General features: G+C 60.2%; 14 protein-coding genes. 6 read left to right on the top strand and 8 right to left on the bottom strand.

The genetic code is table 11. The features are described from left to right. The first annotated feature begins 5 nt into the window (after nt 1-5). Nucleotides 6-2,432: a mechanosensitive ion channel family protein gene (locus NH344_RS01625; protein ID WP_137094260.1), complete on the top strand. Its 2,427-nt coding sequence runs from the start codon at nt 6-8 to the stop codon at nt 2,430-2,432. Here NH344_RS01625 and NH344_RS01630 read toward each other — a convergent pair. Both NH344_RS01630 and NH344_RS01635 read right to left on the bottom strand, forming a co-directional pair. Then, nucleotides 2,349-2,780 carry a hypothetical protein gene (locus NH344_RS01630; RefSeq protein ID WP_054641371.1) on the bottom strand — a complete coding sequence of 144 codons (432 nt, stop codon included), beginning with the start codon at nt 2,778-2,780 and terminating at the stop codon, nt 2,349-2,351. The two genes, NH344_RS01625 and NH344_RS01630, sit on opposite strands and share 84 nt — an antisense overlap. Before the next feature lie 31 nt (nt 2,781-2,811). Next, nucleotides 2,812-3,783: a DnaJ domain-containing protein gene (locus NH344_RS01635; protein WP_062361415.1), complete on the bottom strand. Its 972-nt coding sequence runs from the start codon at nt 3,781-3,783 to the stop codon at nt 2,812-2,814. A gap of 111 nt (nt 3,784-3,894) precedes the next feature. Between NH344_RS01635 and NH344_RS01640 the strand changes: the two genes are divergently transcribed. Beyond that, complete coding sequence (locus NH344_RS01640; protein WP_062361411.1) at nt 3,895-5,325, top strand: hypothetical protein; 1,431 nt, start codon at nt 3,895-3,897, stop codon at nt 5,323-5,325. A 62-nt stretch (nt 5,326-5,387) separates the two neighbouring features. On the opposite strand, the gene NH344_RS01645 is transcribed toward NH344_RS01640, so the two are convergent. After that, entirely contained in the window at nt 5,388-6,512 is a 1,125-nt protein-coding gene (locus NH344_RS01645; protein WP_137094262.1) for an aminotransferase class V-fold PLP-dependent enzyme, read from the bottom strand. Between the two features lie 239 nt (nt 6,513-6,751). On the opposite strand from NH344_RS01645, the gene NH344_RS01650 reads away from it, so the two are divergent. From NH344_RS01650 to NH344_RS01665, 4 genes are all read left to right on the top strand, one after another. Next, nucleotides 6,752-7,531, top strand: coding sequence for a ThuA domain-containing protein (locus NH344_RS01650; RefSeq protein ID WP_253027444.1), 780 nt, complete (start codon nt 6,752-6,754; stop codon nt 7,529-7,531). Continuing rightward, on the top strand, nt 7,528-8,577 hold the full coding sequence (locus NH344_RS01655; RefSeq protein WP_054641373.1) for a Gfo/Idh/MocA family oxidoreductase: 1,050 nt from the start codon (nt 7,528-7,530) through the stop codon (nt 8,575-8,577). The genes NH344_RS01650 and NH344_RS01655 overlap by 4 nt, the downstream gene beginning before the upstream one ends. A gap of 63 nt (nt 8,578-8,640) precedes the next feature. After that, nucleotides 8,641-9,903, top strand: coding sequence for an ABC transporter substrate-binding protein (locus NH344_RS01660; RefSeq protein ID WP_213262302.1), 1,263 nt, complete (start codon nt 8,641-8,643; stop codon nt 9,901-9,903). Nucleotides 9,904-9,987: 84 nt separating this feature from the next. After that, complete coding sequence (locus NH344_RS01665; RefSeq protein WP_213262301.1) at nt 9,988-10,971, top strand: LacI family DNA-binding transcriptional regulator; 984 nt, start codon at nt 9,988-9,990, stop codon at nt 10,969-10,971. Nucleotides 10,972-11,110: 139 nt separating this feature from the next. Here the strand turns inward: NH344_RS01665 and cdd are convergent, their stop codons facing one another. The 5 genes from cdd to deoC all read right to left on the bottom strand — a co-directional run bounded on the left by cdd (nt 11,111) and on the right by deoC (nt 15,794). Continuing rightward, complete coding sequence (gene cdd / locus NH344_RS01670; protein WP_189464142.1) at nt 11,111-11,518, bottom strand: cytidine deaminase; 408 nt, start codon at nt 11,516-11,518, stop codon at nt 11,111-11,113. Between the two features lie 53 nt (nt 11,519-11,571). Further along, nucleotides 11,572-12,297: a purine-nucleoside phosphorylase gene (gene deoD / locus NH344_RS01675; protein WP_253027446.1), complete on the bottom strand. Its 726-nt coding sequence runs from the start codon at nt 12,295-12,297 to the stop codon at nt 11,572-11,574. A gap of 93 nt (nt 12,298-12,390) precedes the next feature. After that, a complete protein-coding gene (locus tag NH344_RS01680; RefSeq protein WP_253027448.1) occupies nt 12,391-13,635 on the bottom strand; it encodes a phosphopentomutase in 1,245 nt (414 codons plus the stop codon). Beyond that, entirely contained in the window at nt 13,635-14,987 is a 1,353-nt protein-coding gene (gene deoA / locus NH344_RS01685) for a thymidine phosphorylase (protein WP_253027450.1), read from the bottom strand. Before deoA ends, NH344_RS01680 begins: the two co-directional genes overlap by 1 nt. Continuing rightward, the gene (gene deoC / locus NH344_RS01690; protein ID WP_044629010.1) at nt 14,988-15,794 is read right to left on the bottom strand and encodes a deoxyribose-phosphate aldolase; all 807 of its coding nucleotides are present in this window, start codon (nt 15,792-15,794) and stop codon (nt 14,988-14,990) included. Nucleotides 15,795-15,822 lie beyond the last annotated feature (28 nt).

Genomic DNA, 15,822 nt, shown 5'->3' on the forward strand with positions numbered 1-15,822 from the left:
AATGCGTGCGACAGCACTGGATAACCCAAATCATCGTAGGCGTAGTGCTCAGCATGCTGCTCAGCGCGGCGGCACTGGCGCAGAGTGTTTCCTTGCCTAACCTGACGGGTGGCGACTCGTCGGAACAGTCCGAGGTAAGTAACGAAGATTTTCAGCGCTCGCTTGGCAATGTGATCTCCATGCTCGAAAACGAGGAGCAGCGCACCGCACTACTGGACTCGCTGCGCGAGCTGCAGGTGAGCACCGAGGCCGCCGAGGAGGATGGTGTCGTTCGCCAGGGGTTGTTAGGCGCGCTGGCCGATACGCTAACCGACATTGGCGAACAGGCCCAGGCGGGAGATTCACCGATTGACGAGTGGTCACGCCAGCTAGTGCAGGGGGCGGATGACTTACGCGCTTTACATGATGGCGCTGACCAAGGGGAGATCATTCGCGCGGTGGCCGACGGCGCCGTGTTGGCCTTTGTATGGAGCGCGCTGTTGGTAGTGATGATTGCCTTTGGCCGCTTAGTCGCCACGCGACGCCACTGGCCGTTGGATCTTCCCCGCGACCCCAAAGCGTGGCTGCTGGCGGTGCACTTTTTACGTCGCATGCTGCCGTGGACCCTGGCGTTTGCCATCACGCTCGGCATTGGCCAAATTCTGCCCTACAGCCCTGGCCGTGCCGTGGTGCTTGTCGTGGCGTATATCTGCCTGTGTGGTCGCGCGCTCTCGGTCGTGTTTGAGACCGTGATCGCCTTCTTCAGCCGTGGGCACCGTTTCCCTGCGGTGCAGGTGCTACAGCATAAAGCGCTGCGTGGCCTGTTTGTGATTGGCGCGTTGATTGCTCTGGGCGATGCGGTGAACTCCACGCGCTTAGTAGAACTACTGGGCGCAGAGCTTTCCGGCTTGGTATCGGTGCTGGCGAACATGCTGGCAGCGCTGCTATCGGCGCGCTTTATCTTTAAGTTTAAGCGCCCCATACGTCATCTGATTTGCAACCGGCCTTATAAGCAGCGCCGCGATGCCAGCGCCGCGGTTGAGATGATTCGTACCTTGGGAGGGCTGTGGCATATCCCGGCGCTTTTAATGGTTGGTGGCTCGCTGCTGGCGATTTTTATTACCGTAGGGGATGTGGGCACGGCCCTGGCGCGCTCGATTGTCTCTGCCAGTTTACTAGTGCTGACGCTAGTCGTGACCGGGCTGCTGCGCCGCCAAGCCGAGCGGCTCAACAAGCGCCGGCATCGCCGCCGCTTCAGTCAGTACCGCAAGCGTTTGGAACGTTTCGGGTTCGTGCTGGCACATATTTGCGCGTGGATGGTGTTCGCCGAGCTCTCTATGCAAGTGTGGGGCGGTTCGCTGTTTGGTTTAGGCCAGCAGGCGGTGGCCAGCGCCCGCATCGGGCAAGCGCTGGTGAGCCTTGGTGCTACGATTTTGCTGGCCTGGCTGGTATGGATCTTTGCCGATACGGCCATTCAGCGGGCGTTGACCTCTTCGGCTCGCTCCCGCGGGCGGCGGGTAAATCAAGCCCGTGCGCAAACCATTACGCCGATGATTCGCAACGTGATTTTTGTCGCTATTTTGATCATCGCGGTGATCGCGGGGCTAGCCAACCTTGGGGTGAACGTCACGCCACTGCTGGCGGGTGCCGGTGTGATCGGTCTGGCGATTGGTTTTGGTGCCCAAACCCTGGTGCAGGATTTAATCACTGGTATTTTTATTCTGATTGAAGACTCGTTGGCGGTGGATGACTTTGTGCAGATCAACGGCCATATGGGCACAGTAGAAGGGTTAACACTGCGCACCGTGCGACTGCGTGACCTGGACGGCGTGCTGCACATCATCACCTTCAGTCGTATCGAATCGATCCACAATATGTCCCGCCAGTTCGGTATTGCGCTGATGCGTATTCGCATTCCTTACGATATGAAAATCGACGATGCGATTACCCTGATGCAGGAGACCGCCCAGGAGCTACGTAAAGACCCGATGATGCGCCACTACATCTGGTCGCCGCTGGAGATGCAGGGCGTGCAGGGCTTTGAAGAGGGCTGCCCCATCCTGCGGATGCGTTTTCGCACCGCACCGGAAATGCAGTGGGATGTTTCCCGCGCCTTTAACCTGCTGCTGAAGCAGCGCATGGAAGCACAAGAGATCGACCTGGGTGTACCGCGTTTGAGTGTCAGCATGGAAGCGCGCTCTGAGTCGCGTATGGAAGACACCTCCGGCACCGATTTAAGCATGGAGCGGGGCGAGGAGAGCCGTTCTTCTTCCAATGAAGAGCCACATAAAAAGCCCGCGCCCCCGAAGCCCGCACCACGCCCCACTCAGGCGGAAATCCGTCAAGACGAGCGGGAGCGCCACGGCACGTCAGCCCAAGCCAAGCCCCAAGCTCAAGGCAAACCCCAAAGCGAGGCCTATGCCCGCCCCCACGGTGAAAACGGCGATGAGTAACCATGGCCCCCGCAGGCGACGCCAGCGGTTATAGAGCGAGACCGCGTGACTGACGCGGTCAACTAGCTCATCGTGGCGTGAGATCGCGTTATCCGGCGGCAGCGAAAAATCATTGGCCACATCGCCCTGCCAATGGGCACCGTGGGTTAGGCCCAACCGGGCGCGCAGGCGCCCAATGTCGCTCAGGGTGTGGTGAAGGGTGTCGTAGGTTTCCCGGTGTGGGGCAACGGCGAGCACGGAGGTAGCATCCTGGCGTAGTGCGCTATTGGGGCAGCGGGCCAGGGCACTGTTGATCTGATGGTCGTTCGCGTCAGGCGACAGAGCGAGGCGTTGATACAGGTCGCGCATAATCCAGGAAGTCTCTTTCCAAGCGTAGTGATTAGTAGGTTTGCATCAAATAATCATAGGCATTTTTGATGCGTTGAAAACGCGCCGACGCTAGAGCGACCTGGTGCTCGCTATCGGAGTAGAAGCGATCTGGGTGGTGAAGCTGGGCCATGCGGCGATAGGCGCGGCGTACATCGGTTTTGCTCGCCCCTGGCGTCAGCCCCAGGACGGCGAGGGCGCGAGTGGTGCGATCGGGAGGCGGTGGGCTGCTACGTTGCTGGCGTTGTCGTGACTCCTCTTGCCGCGCCTGCTCCTGGCGTGCCTGCTCGGCTCTGGCCTTCTCCGCTTTCTGTTCGGCGCTGGACTGCTCCGCCCGCGCTTTGGCACGGCGGGCGTCCTCTTTTTGCTGCTTTTTTTCCTGCTGCTTCTGCTTCTTTTCCTGCTGTTTATCCGCTTTGGCCCGCTGCTGCTGTTCAGCCTGTTCTTGCGATGCCTTCTCGCGTTGGGCGGCGTCGGCCTCTTCTTGCGCCTTCTGGGCGTAATAAGCCGGGTCGTGGGTTTGCCAATAGGCGTCGCGGCTTGGGTCTTCCGGCTGGCGCAGCGGCTGGCCAGTCAGTTCCTGAAAAAGCGTGCCCAAGGTGGCCGGCGCTACGTTTAGCAAATCGGCTAAAAAACGCAGGATATAATGGTTGGCAAGCGAGATATCGCCGTCGTCCGTGGCCACGGTAATCGCTTGGTGCATCACACTCAGGCTACGCTCTTTAGAACACTCTTTGCGTACCACCTCGGCGGCCAGCTGAATGGCGTGCAGGTCTTGGCTGTGGGCAATACTCATCACCGGCCCCAGTTCGTGTCCGTGGCGAAACTGCGATGTCACCTGGGCCAAGCGGCGACGCCGCTGGCCTTCCGAGACGTGCTGGCGGTGCACCAGCACCCAGCCCAGCAGTAGTAGTGTGGCCGTATCCACTTGGCTGCGGCTTTTGAGCAGCAGCAGCTCAAAGGGTGAAAAACGGGCGGTGGACATTCCCTAGCTCCAAGGCGAAGTAGTAAACCGTAGCCTCTGTTTAGCAGACCACTATGGCGAGCTCACCATGGTATATCATCGTGTTTGGCAATGAAGTAGGAGATTCGTGAGGTGATCAACGTTGAGCGTAAAAATAGCTTCCAACTGCGCCTATCGCGGCGGCTAAAAGAAGAAACCTCGCATACGCTCGATGTGTATTTGTTCGTGCCCAAAGAGCTTGGGTTGAGCACTCACGTCATTTCCGAAGAGGCATTTTATCATGGTGCGATCAGTGTCTCGCGCACTTACTACAGCGACGAGTATCACTTGCCGCTGGTGCATAGCCGATTGGCTAGCCGTAACCAGTTGGGTAGCGACTCTTACCGCTTGAGCCTCAGCCTTTACGCCTATCAATACGTGGGGGCCTTGGAGCGCACCACCCAAGCCTTGCTGGCTGACGCCCGTAAGCTGCGTCGCGAGCCAACCGATGAGCCAGACGCCTGGAATGAGAAGGCCAACGCACTGACCGAACGGCTCGCGGAAATGAGTGACCTGAGTGACGGCATTCTCAAACGCCTGCGGCGCAACCCGCCCAGCGACGAGCGTCTTTATAAATACTTTGCCAATATCGACAACTACCTCTCCTGGTTCACCGAGCAGCAGCTATTAGCTCTAGTCGCGCATATGCCACGGGGCGGGCCGTTTAGTGATATCAAGCGGCGCTTTATTACCATTTGCCAGCGCGAAGGGGAGTACCGTCAGGCCCAGGAGTACAACGCCGAACGGGTCATGGAAGATCCGACTCGCATGTCGAATAAAATGCGCCTGCTGCGGCTCTTGATTGAGCAACCGATCACCCTCAAGCAGCGTACCCTGGAGCTGGGTAGCGGCGAACAAAAGGCGGTCAAAGCGCTGGCCACGGCGGTGGTGATGGCGTTTGTGTCGCTGGGTGTTCTGCAGCTACGCAACGCCTTGGGGGATATTACCGCACTGTTTGTGCTGGCCATGGCGCTGCTCTATGCGCTGCGGGAAGTCTTCAAAGATGACCTGCGTAACACGCTATGGCGCTGGCTACGCCGTGGCCGCCCCAAATGGCGTCGCCAATACATCGACCCCACCCGCAACGCCCTGGTAGGGCGGCAACTTGAGTGGTTCGACTACAAGCGCTATTCCGCTCTGGATGACGATATTCAGCAGATGCGGCGGCGCACCGTGGCCCAGCGTGACGAGGTGGTGATGCACTATCGCTCCAGCTCGCGCATGTCGCCAACGCGCTTTCTCAGTGGTTATGAACACACCCGCGAAACGCTGCATATCGATCTCTCGATGCTGACCCGCCTAATGAGCAAAGAGAAACATCACATCTACCGGCTCAAAGATGGTCAGGTGGTGCGCGAGAGTGTGGAGCGGCGTCATCTATTCAACTTGGTAATCCGTGAAACGGGCAGTGAAGATACGCCTTATTTGGCGCGCTGGAAGGTCGTGGTCAGCCGCTCTGGCATCGTCGCGGTGGAAAGAGTCGCGGAGAGCAGCGCTGAACAAAATGGCAATAAACTGCGCTAGATCACAATAGTCTCAATGATCGTGCCCGCTATGCAGCTATGCACTAGCGGGCATTTTCTACCTTATGAGACTGCCTTGATTGCTTGTTCCAGGCTTTCCACGCTGCGCTCCGTATGGTGCAGCTTATCCAGCCCAAACAGGCCTATGCGGAAAGTTTGGAAGTTGTCGCCCTCATCGCACATCAGCGGTACACCGCCTGCCACTTGCACACCCGCCTGGGCAAGCTTGCCCACCAGGCCGCTATCCTCGCTATAGCACACCACTACGCCGGGTGCTTCAAAGCCTGGTGCAGCAACGCTTACAAATCCGTGGCGTTTCAGCATGGCGCGTACTTCACGTCCAACCGCCTGCTGCTCCTCTTTAACTTTGGCAAAACCGTAGTCGCGTGTCTCTTGCATGATATCGCGCAGTGTTCGCAAGGCATCTGTGGGCATAGTGGCGTGATAAGCGTGACCACCGTTTTCATAGGCCTGCATGATGCTATGCCACTTGCCCAGGTCACAGGCGAAGCTATTGCTCTGGGTCTCGTTCAAGCGCTGGGTGGCACGCTCTGAGAGCATCACCATGGCGCAGCAGGGGGGGCCACTCCACCCTTTCTGCGGCGCACTCACTACCACATCAATGTCCAGTGCCTGCATATCCACCCATAGGGTACCAGCAGCAATGGCATCCAATACGAACAGGCCGCCTACCGCGTGAGTTGCCTGCGCTAGCGCCTGAATATAGTCATCTGGAAGCAGCAAACCTGCGGAGGTTTCGACCTGAGGCGCAAATACTACCGCGGGTTGCTCGCTGTGAATCCGTGCAACGGCCTCGTCAATGGGCACTGGCTGAAAGGAGGAGTGCGGCTCATCGGCATTCAGGCGTCGTGCTTTAAGTACGGTGTGCTGGTCAGTTAAGCGACCCATTTCAATAATTTGTGTCCAGCGATAGCTAAACCAGCCGTTGCGAATGACCAGCGTTTTCTGGTCAAGAGCAAACTGACGCGCCACTGCTTCCATACCAAAGGTGCCGCTACCGGGCACGATCACCGCCGCGTGCGCGTTATACACCTCTTTCAACGTGGCAGAAATATCGCGCATCACCGTTTGAAACTGTTGTGACATGTGATTCAAGGAGCGGTCCGTGTAGACCACTGAGTACTCAAGCAAGCCGTCGGGATCGACGTTCGGCAGTAAACCAGCCATGGCGTTCTCCTACTGTTAGAACAGTTAGTTAGTCACTCTAAAGCGCGTGGTTACGTCTCAGAATACGGATAACCTCGCCGCGATGCCAATAGTGTTCATCACTAGGGTATACGCATGGGTATGACTAAAGTTGCACCTGAGTAAACGTTTACGCATTGTCCGTAAACGTTTACTTTAACGATCGAGGCTCTAATTAATGCCCTTTTGATTCAACTGCCAGAGCTGTATAAGGAGAACAGATGACCCTTAACGTCACCGTGTGGGGCGAAAACGTCCACGAGCAAACCAACGAGGTGGTAGCGCGCATTTATCCTACCGGGATGCACCAGTGCATCGCCGACGGTTTGAATGAGTCAGAGGCGCTGTCCGCTACCGCCGTCACGCTGCAAGACCCAGAACAAGGGCTCAGCGAAGAGACGTTGGAGAATACCGATGTGCTGCTGTGGTGGGGCCACGCCGCCCACGGCGACGTGCTGGAAGAGACCGTTGACCGGGTGCAAAAGCGCGTGCTGCAGGGCATGGGCTTGATTGTGCTGCACTCCGGCCACTACTCCAAAATTTTCAAACGGCTGATGGGCACCACCTGCTCGCTGAAATGGCGAGAAGCCGGCGAGCGTGAGCGGCTCTGGGTAGTGAATCCTGGCCACCCCATCGTGCAAGGGCTCGGCGATTACATTGAACTGCCCCATACCGAAATGTACGGCGAACCCTTTGCGGTACCCAACCCGGACGAAGTGATTTTCATCAGTGCCTTCGAAGGCGGCGAAGTGTTCCGCTCCGGCCTGACCTACAAGCGTGGCAACGGCAAGGTTTTCTACTTCCGCCCCGGCCACGAAACCTACCCGATCTACTACGACGAGCAGGTCAAGCGGGTGCTCAAAAATGCCGTGGTCTGGGCGCAGCCGGAAGGCTCCCGGTGGATCGACAGCTGCCCCAACGTCCCCGCCGACCAGGCGCCCAACCCGGTCGAGATCAAGGGCGAAAGCCTGCACAAACCCGGTGAGGAGGGGTTCAAATGATCCGTATCGCGATTATTGGCGCGGGCAGCATGGCGGGCGAGCACGCCAAGCACTATGGCCGACTCGAAGGTGTCGAAGTGGTTGCCGTATGCGACCGTGATTTCCCCAAGGCCCAGGCCTTCGCCGAGCGCCATGGCATTGCCGATGTTTACCAGTCGCTGGACGACATGCTGGCCCGCGACGATATCCACGCGGTGAGCAATGTCACTCCGGATGGCGTGCACAAGGCCACGTCGCTGGCCGCCATCGCGGCGGGCAAACATATCCTGTGCGAAAAGCCCCTGGCTACCAACGCCGAGGATGCCCATGAGATGGCCGCCGCCGCCCAGGCCGCCAACGTCATCAACATGGTCAACTTGAGCTACCGGGACGCCCCTGCCATTCAGCACGCCCGCGCGCTCGTCACCGGCGGCGCCATTGGCACCGTGCGCCATGTGGACGCCAGCTACCGCCAAAGCTGGCTGGTCAGCAACGCCTGGGGCCGCTGGGACCAAGAGAGCCAATGGCTATGGCGGCTCTCGGAAGCCCACGGCAGCAAAGGGGTGCTAGGCGATGTGGGCGTGCATATCGTCGATTTCGCCAGCTTCCCGGTGGGCGATATCACTCGGGTGAACTGCGAGCTGACCTGCTTCGATAAAGCGCCGGATAACCGCATTGGCGACTACGTGCTGGACGCCAACGACACGGCGCTGATGCGCGTACGTTTTGCTAACGGTGCCATGGGCACCATCCAGGCGACCCGCTGGGCCACCGGCCACCACAACTCGTTAACGCTGAGCGTTCACGGTGATAAAGGCGCCATCCGCGTGGATCTGGATGCCTCCAAAGACGAGGTACAGGTGTGCCTGAACGACGATGTGCATCCTGCCCGCTGGAGCACGGTCAAGGCGCCGCCCACGCCCAGCATTTATCAGCGCTTCATCGAGAGCATTCGCACGGGGGAGAACGACCAGCCCGATTTTGCTCGCGGTGCGGCCATTCAAACCGTGCTAGACGCCTGCTTTGTGTCCAGTCTGGAAGATCGCAGCATGGCGATTGCCAGCTAACGAGCACGTTGCAACACGCATCTTTAAACGTACGACACCCAATAACAAAATGAGGATTCCACGATGCGCTCAACATTGAAAACACCGTTGCTGCTGATGACGTTACTGCCTGTGGCACTGCCTGCTCTGGCCGCCGAGATCACCGTGGCCTGTGGCGATGGCGGTGCGGCGGACTTCTGCCCGGCGCTTGCCCAGCGCTGGGCCGAGGCCAACGGCCATCAGGTCAATATCGTCACCACGCCAGCCTCGCCTACGGAAAAGCTTTCGCTTTATCAACAGCTGCTGGGCAGCCAATCCCAAGATGTCGATGTGCTGATGGTGGATATCGTCTGGCCGGGGCTGCTGGCAGAGCACTTGGTGGATTTGCACGATTACCTGCCGGAAGGCGCAGCAGAAGGATTTATTCCCTCGCTGATGGAGAACAACACCGTGCAGGGCAAGCTGGTCGCGCTGCCCTGGTTTACCGATGCCGGGCTGCTCTACTACCGTCATGATCTGCTCGAGCAGTACGGTGAAGAGGTGCCGCAGACGTGGCAAGCGCTGACCGACACCGCCCGACGCATTCAAAACGCTGAACGGGAAGCGGGCAACGAGCGCATGCATGGTTTCGTCTTTCAAGGGCGCGCTTACGAAGGGCTGACCACTAACGCCCTGGAGTGGGTGACCAGCTACGGCGGCGGTACGTTCGTGGATGCCGAGGGGCAGGTGACGGTTAACAACCCCCAGGCGGTGGAAGCCCTGGCGCTAGCGGCCTCTTGGGTGGGGGATATCAGTCCAGAAGGTGTGCGTAACTACATGGAGGAGCAGGCTCGCGGCGTTTTCCAGGCGGGCAACGCGGTGTTTATGCGCAACTGGCCCTACGTGTGGTCGCTGGGGCAAGCGGACGGCACGCCGATCCAGAACAAGTTTAGCGTAGCGCCGCTGCCCAGCGGGCCAGAAGGGCAGTCGGTGGCAACGCTGGGCGGTTGGAACTGGGCGGTGTCCCGTTACTCGGATGAGCCGCAGGCGGCCGCTGATCTGGTGGCTTATCTCACCGCCGAAGCCCAGCAAAAAGCCCACGCCATTGAGTTTGGCCGTAACCCCACGCGCCCAGCGCTCTATGAGGACGAAGACGTGCTGGCCGCGCAGCCGTTTATCGGCGAGCTATATGAGACGGTGATGAACGGCGTGCCGCGCCCGGCCAGCATTACCGGCGATGCCTATCCGCGGGTCTCCAACGCGATCTTCAACCGCGTGCACGATGCGCTGTCCGGTAGTATCACGCCGGAGCAGGCGGTGCAGCAGTTGGATAGCGAGCTGGCGCGACTGGGGCGGCGTGGCTGGTAGCGCTGATTGCTCGGCAGCCTGTGCATTCAGCGCTTTTCGGCCCCGCTTTTTGTACAATCAGGGCCCGACTGGCTGAGGCATGGCATGAAACAGAACAAACCGAGCGCGCAAACCGCCACCATTCGTGAAATTGCCCGGCGTGCCGAGGTCTCGATTGCCTCGGTAAGCCGGGCGCTGAACGGCAAGCCGGGGATCAGCGACGCGCTGCGCGACAAGATTCTCACCATCAGCCGCGAAGTGGCCTATCAGCCCAGCGCGGCGGCGCGGCAGCTCATCAGCGGCAAAGCCGCCGTCGTAGGAATCTCCCTTGGGCGGCAAGATATCGAGCTGCGCCCTTACTATATTCTGCTCTACCAGCACCTGACCGTCGCGCTGCACCAGCAGGGTATGGTGCCGATCTTTTTCCACCACGACCAAACCCATGAGCTGCCAGAACGGGCGGGCGCGGCGATTTTGCTAGGGGAAACGGGTGAAGACGAGCGCCCAGGCGTACTGCGCGCGGCGGGCATACCGTTTGTACGCATTGGCAATGCGGGGGAAGGCTTTTCGGTGGCTCCGGACGATGTCTCCGGGCTATACCAGATCACTCAGCATCTGATTCAACAAGGGCGAACGCGGATTGCCTTTGTGGGCGGAGAGTTGGACGTACCGCGCCCCCACAGCCGCCTTTCCGGTTACCAGCAAGCGATGGCAGAGGCAGCGCTTAGCGAGCAGTTACTCAGCCTGCCCTATCGGTTTACGTCCGACTCGCTCACTAGCTACCGCTACCTTAACCGTATTCTCAACCATGACGACCCACTACCGTTCGATGCGCTGGTCTGCGCTACCGACGAGCTGGCGCTCGGCTGTGTCGCCGCGCTGGAAGATCGCGATATTCGTGTGCCCGAAGACGTGGCCGTTACCGGCTTTGACGACCTGCCTACCTTGGCGACGGGCTTAACCACCGTGCGCCAGGATATTGCGGCCATTGCGGCGATGAGTGTCGAGCTATTGAGCGAAGCACTGGCGGGAAAAGCGCCCCGGCACGTGTCGCTGCCGGTGGCGCTTGTGTTGCGAGAAACGAGCTAAGAAGACCCCGATTTACTATTACGCTTGTCCATACTGCGTTGAAATTAACCTCAAAATGCTCATTTACTATCTGTAAACTCCGCTTTTTCGGTTAATTTCGCCTTGTCTGGCCTGCGCTCATAACGTAAATCATGGCCTTCTAACGCCCCGGCAGCTGCTCCGGCCCAAAAGCGTCGGGCAGCAGGCTGTCCATGGTGTAGGTTTTCAACACCTCGCCCTGTTTGGAGAGCACCATGATTTGCGTGCTGGGGGTGGCGAATTCGCGGATGCGCTGGCGGCAGTCGCCGCAGGGCGTGCAGAGGTGCTCGCCGGGGCCCATCACGTAGACCTTGGCCAGCTCGCGCTGGCCAGCGGTAACCATGGCAGAAATCGCCGAGGCTTCGGCACACAGCCCTTTGTAGTGGGCGACTTCCACGTTGCTACCGGCAAACTGCTGGCCGTCGGGGCACTCCATCACCGCCGCCACGGGGTGGTTGGAGTAGGGCGCGTAGGCGTTGCCCAGGGTGCTCAGCAGCGTGTCGACCAATGCCTGATCCGCGTGGCTCATGGCGCTATTCTCTCTCTGTGTTCAGGATGTCTATGGGCTCAAGACGCCGGGCATTACGCCTTGGCGGCGTCATCGCGCAGAACGGTGTCGAGGGCAATCACCATCATGTCGTTGAAGGTGGTTTGGCGGTCGGCACTGGAGAGCGAGTCACCTTTCAGAATGTGGTCGGAGACGGTGCAGATGGTCAGTGCACGGACACCGAACTCGGCGGCCACGCCGTACAGGCCTGCGGCTTCCATCTCGACGCCGAGGATGCCGTAGCGCTTCATCAGCTCGGCCATGTCGGTTTGCGGGTTGTAGAACAGGTCCGCCGAGAAGATGTTGCCGACTTTCACGGCGACGTTCTGCGCTTTGGCGGCCGCCACGGCGTGGCTGGCCAGCTCGAAGTCGGCAATGGCGGCCAGGTCGTGGTCATTGAAGCGCATGCGGTTCACTTTGGAGTCGGTGCTGGCACCCAGCCCGATCACCACGTCGCGCACGTTGACATCGTCGCGTACCGCGCCGCAGGAGCCCACGCGAATGATCGACTTCACGCCGTAATCGGTAATCAGCTCTTTGGCGTAAATGGACACGGAAGGAATACCCATGCCGTGGCCCATGACGGAAATCTCGCGGCCTTTGTAGGTGCCGGTGTAGCCGAACATATTGCGCACGTCGTTCACCTGGCGCACGTTCTCCAGGTAAGTGTCGGCGATGTACTTGGCGCGCAGCGGGTCGCCGGGCATCAGTACGGTATCAGCGAAATCGCCCTTCTCGGCATTGATATGTGGGGTAGCCATGGAACACTCCTCTCTAAAAAATGTTTGGCCTGAATAACCCAATCAGTGGCATTCAGGCCGTGCACATCAGCGTGCTAATGGGGTTGTCGGCTTTTATGCCGCGTTCGGTAAAAAGCTCTCGCCATCGGCCATGGCATCGACGGCGAAGAACGCCGCGAGGGTTTGGCCAATGTCGGCGAAGGTGCCGCGCTCGCCCAGCGGGCCGGGGGTGAAGCCTGCGCCGCGTACCATGATCGGCACGTATTCACGGGTGTGCTCGGTGCCTTCCCAACTGGGGTCGCAGCCGTGGTCGGCGGTGAGCAGCAGCAGGTCGTCGTCGTTGAGCGTGGCGAGCAGCTCCGGCAGGCGGGCATCGAAGTGCTCCAGCGCAGCGGCGTAGCCCGGCACGTCCCGGCGGTGGCCATAGACCGAATCGAAATCGACGAAGTTGGTCATGATCATGGTCGGGCGGTCGCTGGTTTCGTTGGCGGTGCGCGCCACTTCCGCCAGGGTGGCCTCCATCAGCGCGTCGTGGCCGCTGGCTTTGACCTTGTGGGTAATGCCGCAGTGGGCGTAGATGTCGGCGATCTTGCCAATCGACACCACTTCACCGCCGGCCTCAGCCAGCTTTTGCAGCACGGTGGGGCTGGGCGGCTCAACGCTGTAGTCGCGGCGATTGCCGGTGCGGGCAAAGCTTTCGCGGTCGTCGCCGATAAACGGGCGGGCGATAACACGGCCAATGTTGTAGGGCTCCAGCAGCTCGCGCACGGTTTCGCACAGGGCATAGAGACGCTCCAGGCCAAAATGCTCTTCGTGGGCGGCAATCTGGAACACGGAGTCCGCAGAGGTATACACAATCGGTTTGCCGGTGGCGATATGCTCTTCGCCCAGGCGGGCAATAATCTCGGTGCCTGAGGCGTGGCAGTTGCCGATCACGCCCGTTAAATCCGCCTCTTGAACGATGGCATCCAGCAGCTCCAGGGGGAAACTGTTGGTTTTATCGAGGAAGTAGCCCCAGTCAAAGCGCACCGGCACACCGGCAATTTCCCAGTGGCCGGAAGGGGTGTCTTTCCCGCTGGAGATCTCTTTGGCGTGGGCGTAAGCGCCGTTCAACTGCTCGGGCAGGCTGACGCCTTCCGCCACGCTACCGGTGGCATCCCGGTGGGCGTGGAACAGGCCGAGCGCGGCCATATTGGGGAGCTTCAACGGGCCGGAACGCTCGGCGGTATCCGCTTCGCCACGGGCGCAAGCAGCGGCGATGTGGCCCAGGGTGTCGGCACCCTGATCGCCAAAGGTAGCGGCGTCCGGCGCGCTACCGATTCCAAAAGAGTCGAGTACTAAGACAACGGCACGACGCATTAGGCTTCTCCTCGGAAGGTCTCTTGCAGCAGGGTGTCGGCGGTGGCTTCAGCGTCACCGATGGTGACCGCCGCACGTAGCTGGGCGGCGGCGCGGGCGGCGGCCTCTTCGGTGCGGGCGTGGACGATGGCCAGCGGGCGCTGGCTGTCGACACGGTCGCCGATTTCGACGATATCGCTAAACCCGACGCTGTGATCGACGCTGGCGTCGTTACGCAGGCGACCGCCGCCCAGTTCCACCACGCTCATGCCCACGGCGCGGGTATCGAAACGCTGTACGATACCGCTCTGCTCGGGATACACCGCTTGAGTCACCGGGGCGGTGGCCAGGTAGCTGTCCGAGCGCTCCATAAAGTCGGCGGGGCCGCCCAGTTCGCGCACCATGCGGGCGAAGACTTCTGCGGCCGCGCCGGAGGTGAGCGCTTTGTCCAGCTTGGTAAGGGCTTCTTCGCGGTTAGCCACCAGTTTGCCCGCCATCAGCATCTCGACGGCGAGTTCGCGGGTGACCTGCATCACGCGGCTGTTGGCGCGCTCGCCGCGCAGCAGCGCCAGGGTTTCGACGATCTCCACCGCGTTACCGGCACACGGGGCCAGTGGCTGGCTCATGTCGGTGAGCAGGGCGGTGGTGGGTGTGCCTGCCTGGGTGGCCACGTTGGCGATACTTTTCGCCAGCTCGCGGGATTTTTCCGGGGTGGGCATAAACGCGCCGCTGCCTACTTTGACGTCCATCACCAGGGCATCCAGGCCAGAGGCCAGCTTCTTGCCCAAAATAGACGCGGTGATCAGCGGAATAGATTCCACAGTGGCGGTCACGTCGCGCACGCCGTAGATGCGCTTATCCGCCGGGGCGAGGTTGCCGGTTTGGCCGATAATCGCCACACCGGTGGATTTTACGACATCGCTGAAGCGCTCGGGCGCGGGGTAGGGGTCGTAGCCGGGGATTGATTCCAGCTTGTCCAGCGTGCCGCCGGTGTGGCCCAGGCCACGGCCAGAAATCATCGGCACGAACGCGCCGCAGGCGGCGACCCAGGGGCCTAACACCAGCGATACCAGGTCACCCACGCCGCCGGTGGAGTGCTTGTCCACAATCGGGCCGGGTAGGTTGAGGGAATCCCACTGCATGACGTGGCCAGAATCGCGCGTCGCGGTGGTCAATGCCACGACTTCTTCGCGGCTCATGCCGTTTAAAAACACCGACATGGTGAAGGCGCCAATCTGCGCGTCGCTGATGCGGTCGTCGGCGATGCCCTGTACGAAGGCTTTGATCTCTTCAGCGGGCAGCGGCTGGCCGTCGCGCTTCAGGCGAATCAGTTCTTGGGGAAGCAGGGCGTGGTGAGATGCGTTTGACGACATTTAGTAGCCTCCATTGGTCGCGGCATCGGCATTGCCGTTTAGCGTGTTCAATAAGTTATTCAGCAGGCTGGATGCACCGAACCGGAAGTGCTCGGGCGTCACCCACTGTGGGCCCATGATGTCGGCAGCCAGCGCCAGGTACTGGGCCGCTTCTTCGGCGGTGCGAACGCCACCAGCGGCTTTGAAACCGACATTTTTACCGCTGGCTTTGATGGCTTTTAGCATGATCTCGGCGGCTTCCAGGGTAGCGTTGACCGGTACTTTACCGGTGGAAGTTTTGATAAAGTCCGCGCCACCTTCGATGGCCAGCTCGCTAGCGCGTTGGATAAGCGCAGGCTCTTTGAGTTCGCCAGATTCGATGATGACTTTTAGCTGGGCTTGTCCGCCGCAGGCGGCTTTACACATTTCTACCAGCTCGCGGCCGGTCTCTTCATCGCCTGCCATCAGCGCACGGTAAGGAAACACCACGTCGACTTCGTGAGCGCCAGACGCCACGGCTTCGCGGGTTTCACGGGCAGCGCCCATGATATCGTCGCCGCCGTGGGGGAAGTTGGTGACCGTGGCGATCTTGACTTGGCTCTCCAGCTTGTGGGCGCTGAGCGCGCGGGCAGCGGTGACGATGAACTGCGGATAAACGCACACCGCCGCCGGGTTGCCGAACGGCGTCTTCACCTGCTGGCACAGCGCTTCGATCACGCTGTCGGTGTCGCTGTCGTTCAGGCTGGTCAAATCCATCAGCGTCAACGCTTGGCGAGCGGCTTGGGTGAGTTGGGCTTGAGTGAGCTGGGGGGAGGCAGTCGCGTTCATGAAATTCTCGCAAATCAATAAAAGACAA

It is taken from the genome of Halomonas sp. Ps84H-12, from assembly GCF_024124725.1.
Taxonomy (GTDB): Bacteria; Pseudomonadota; Gammaproteobacteria; order Pseudomonadales; family Halomonadaceae; genus Vreelandella; species Vreelandella aquamarina.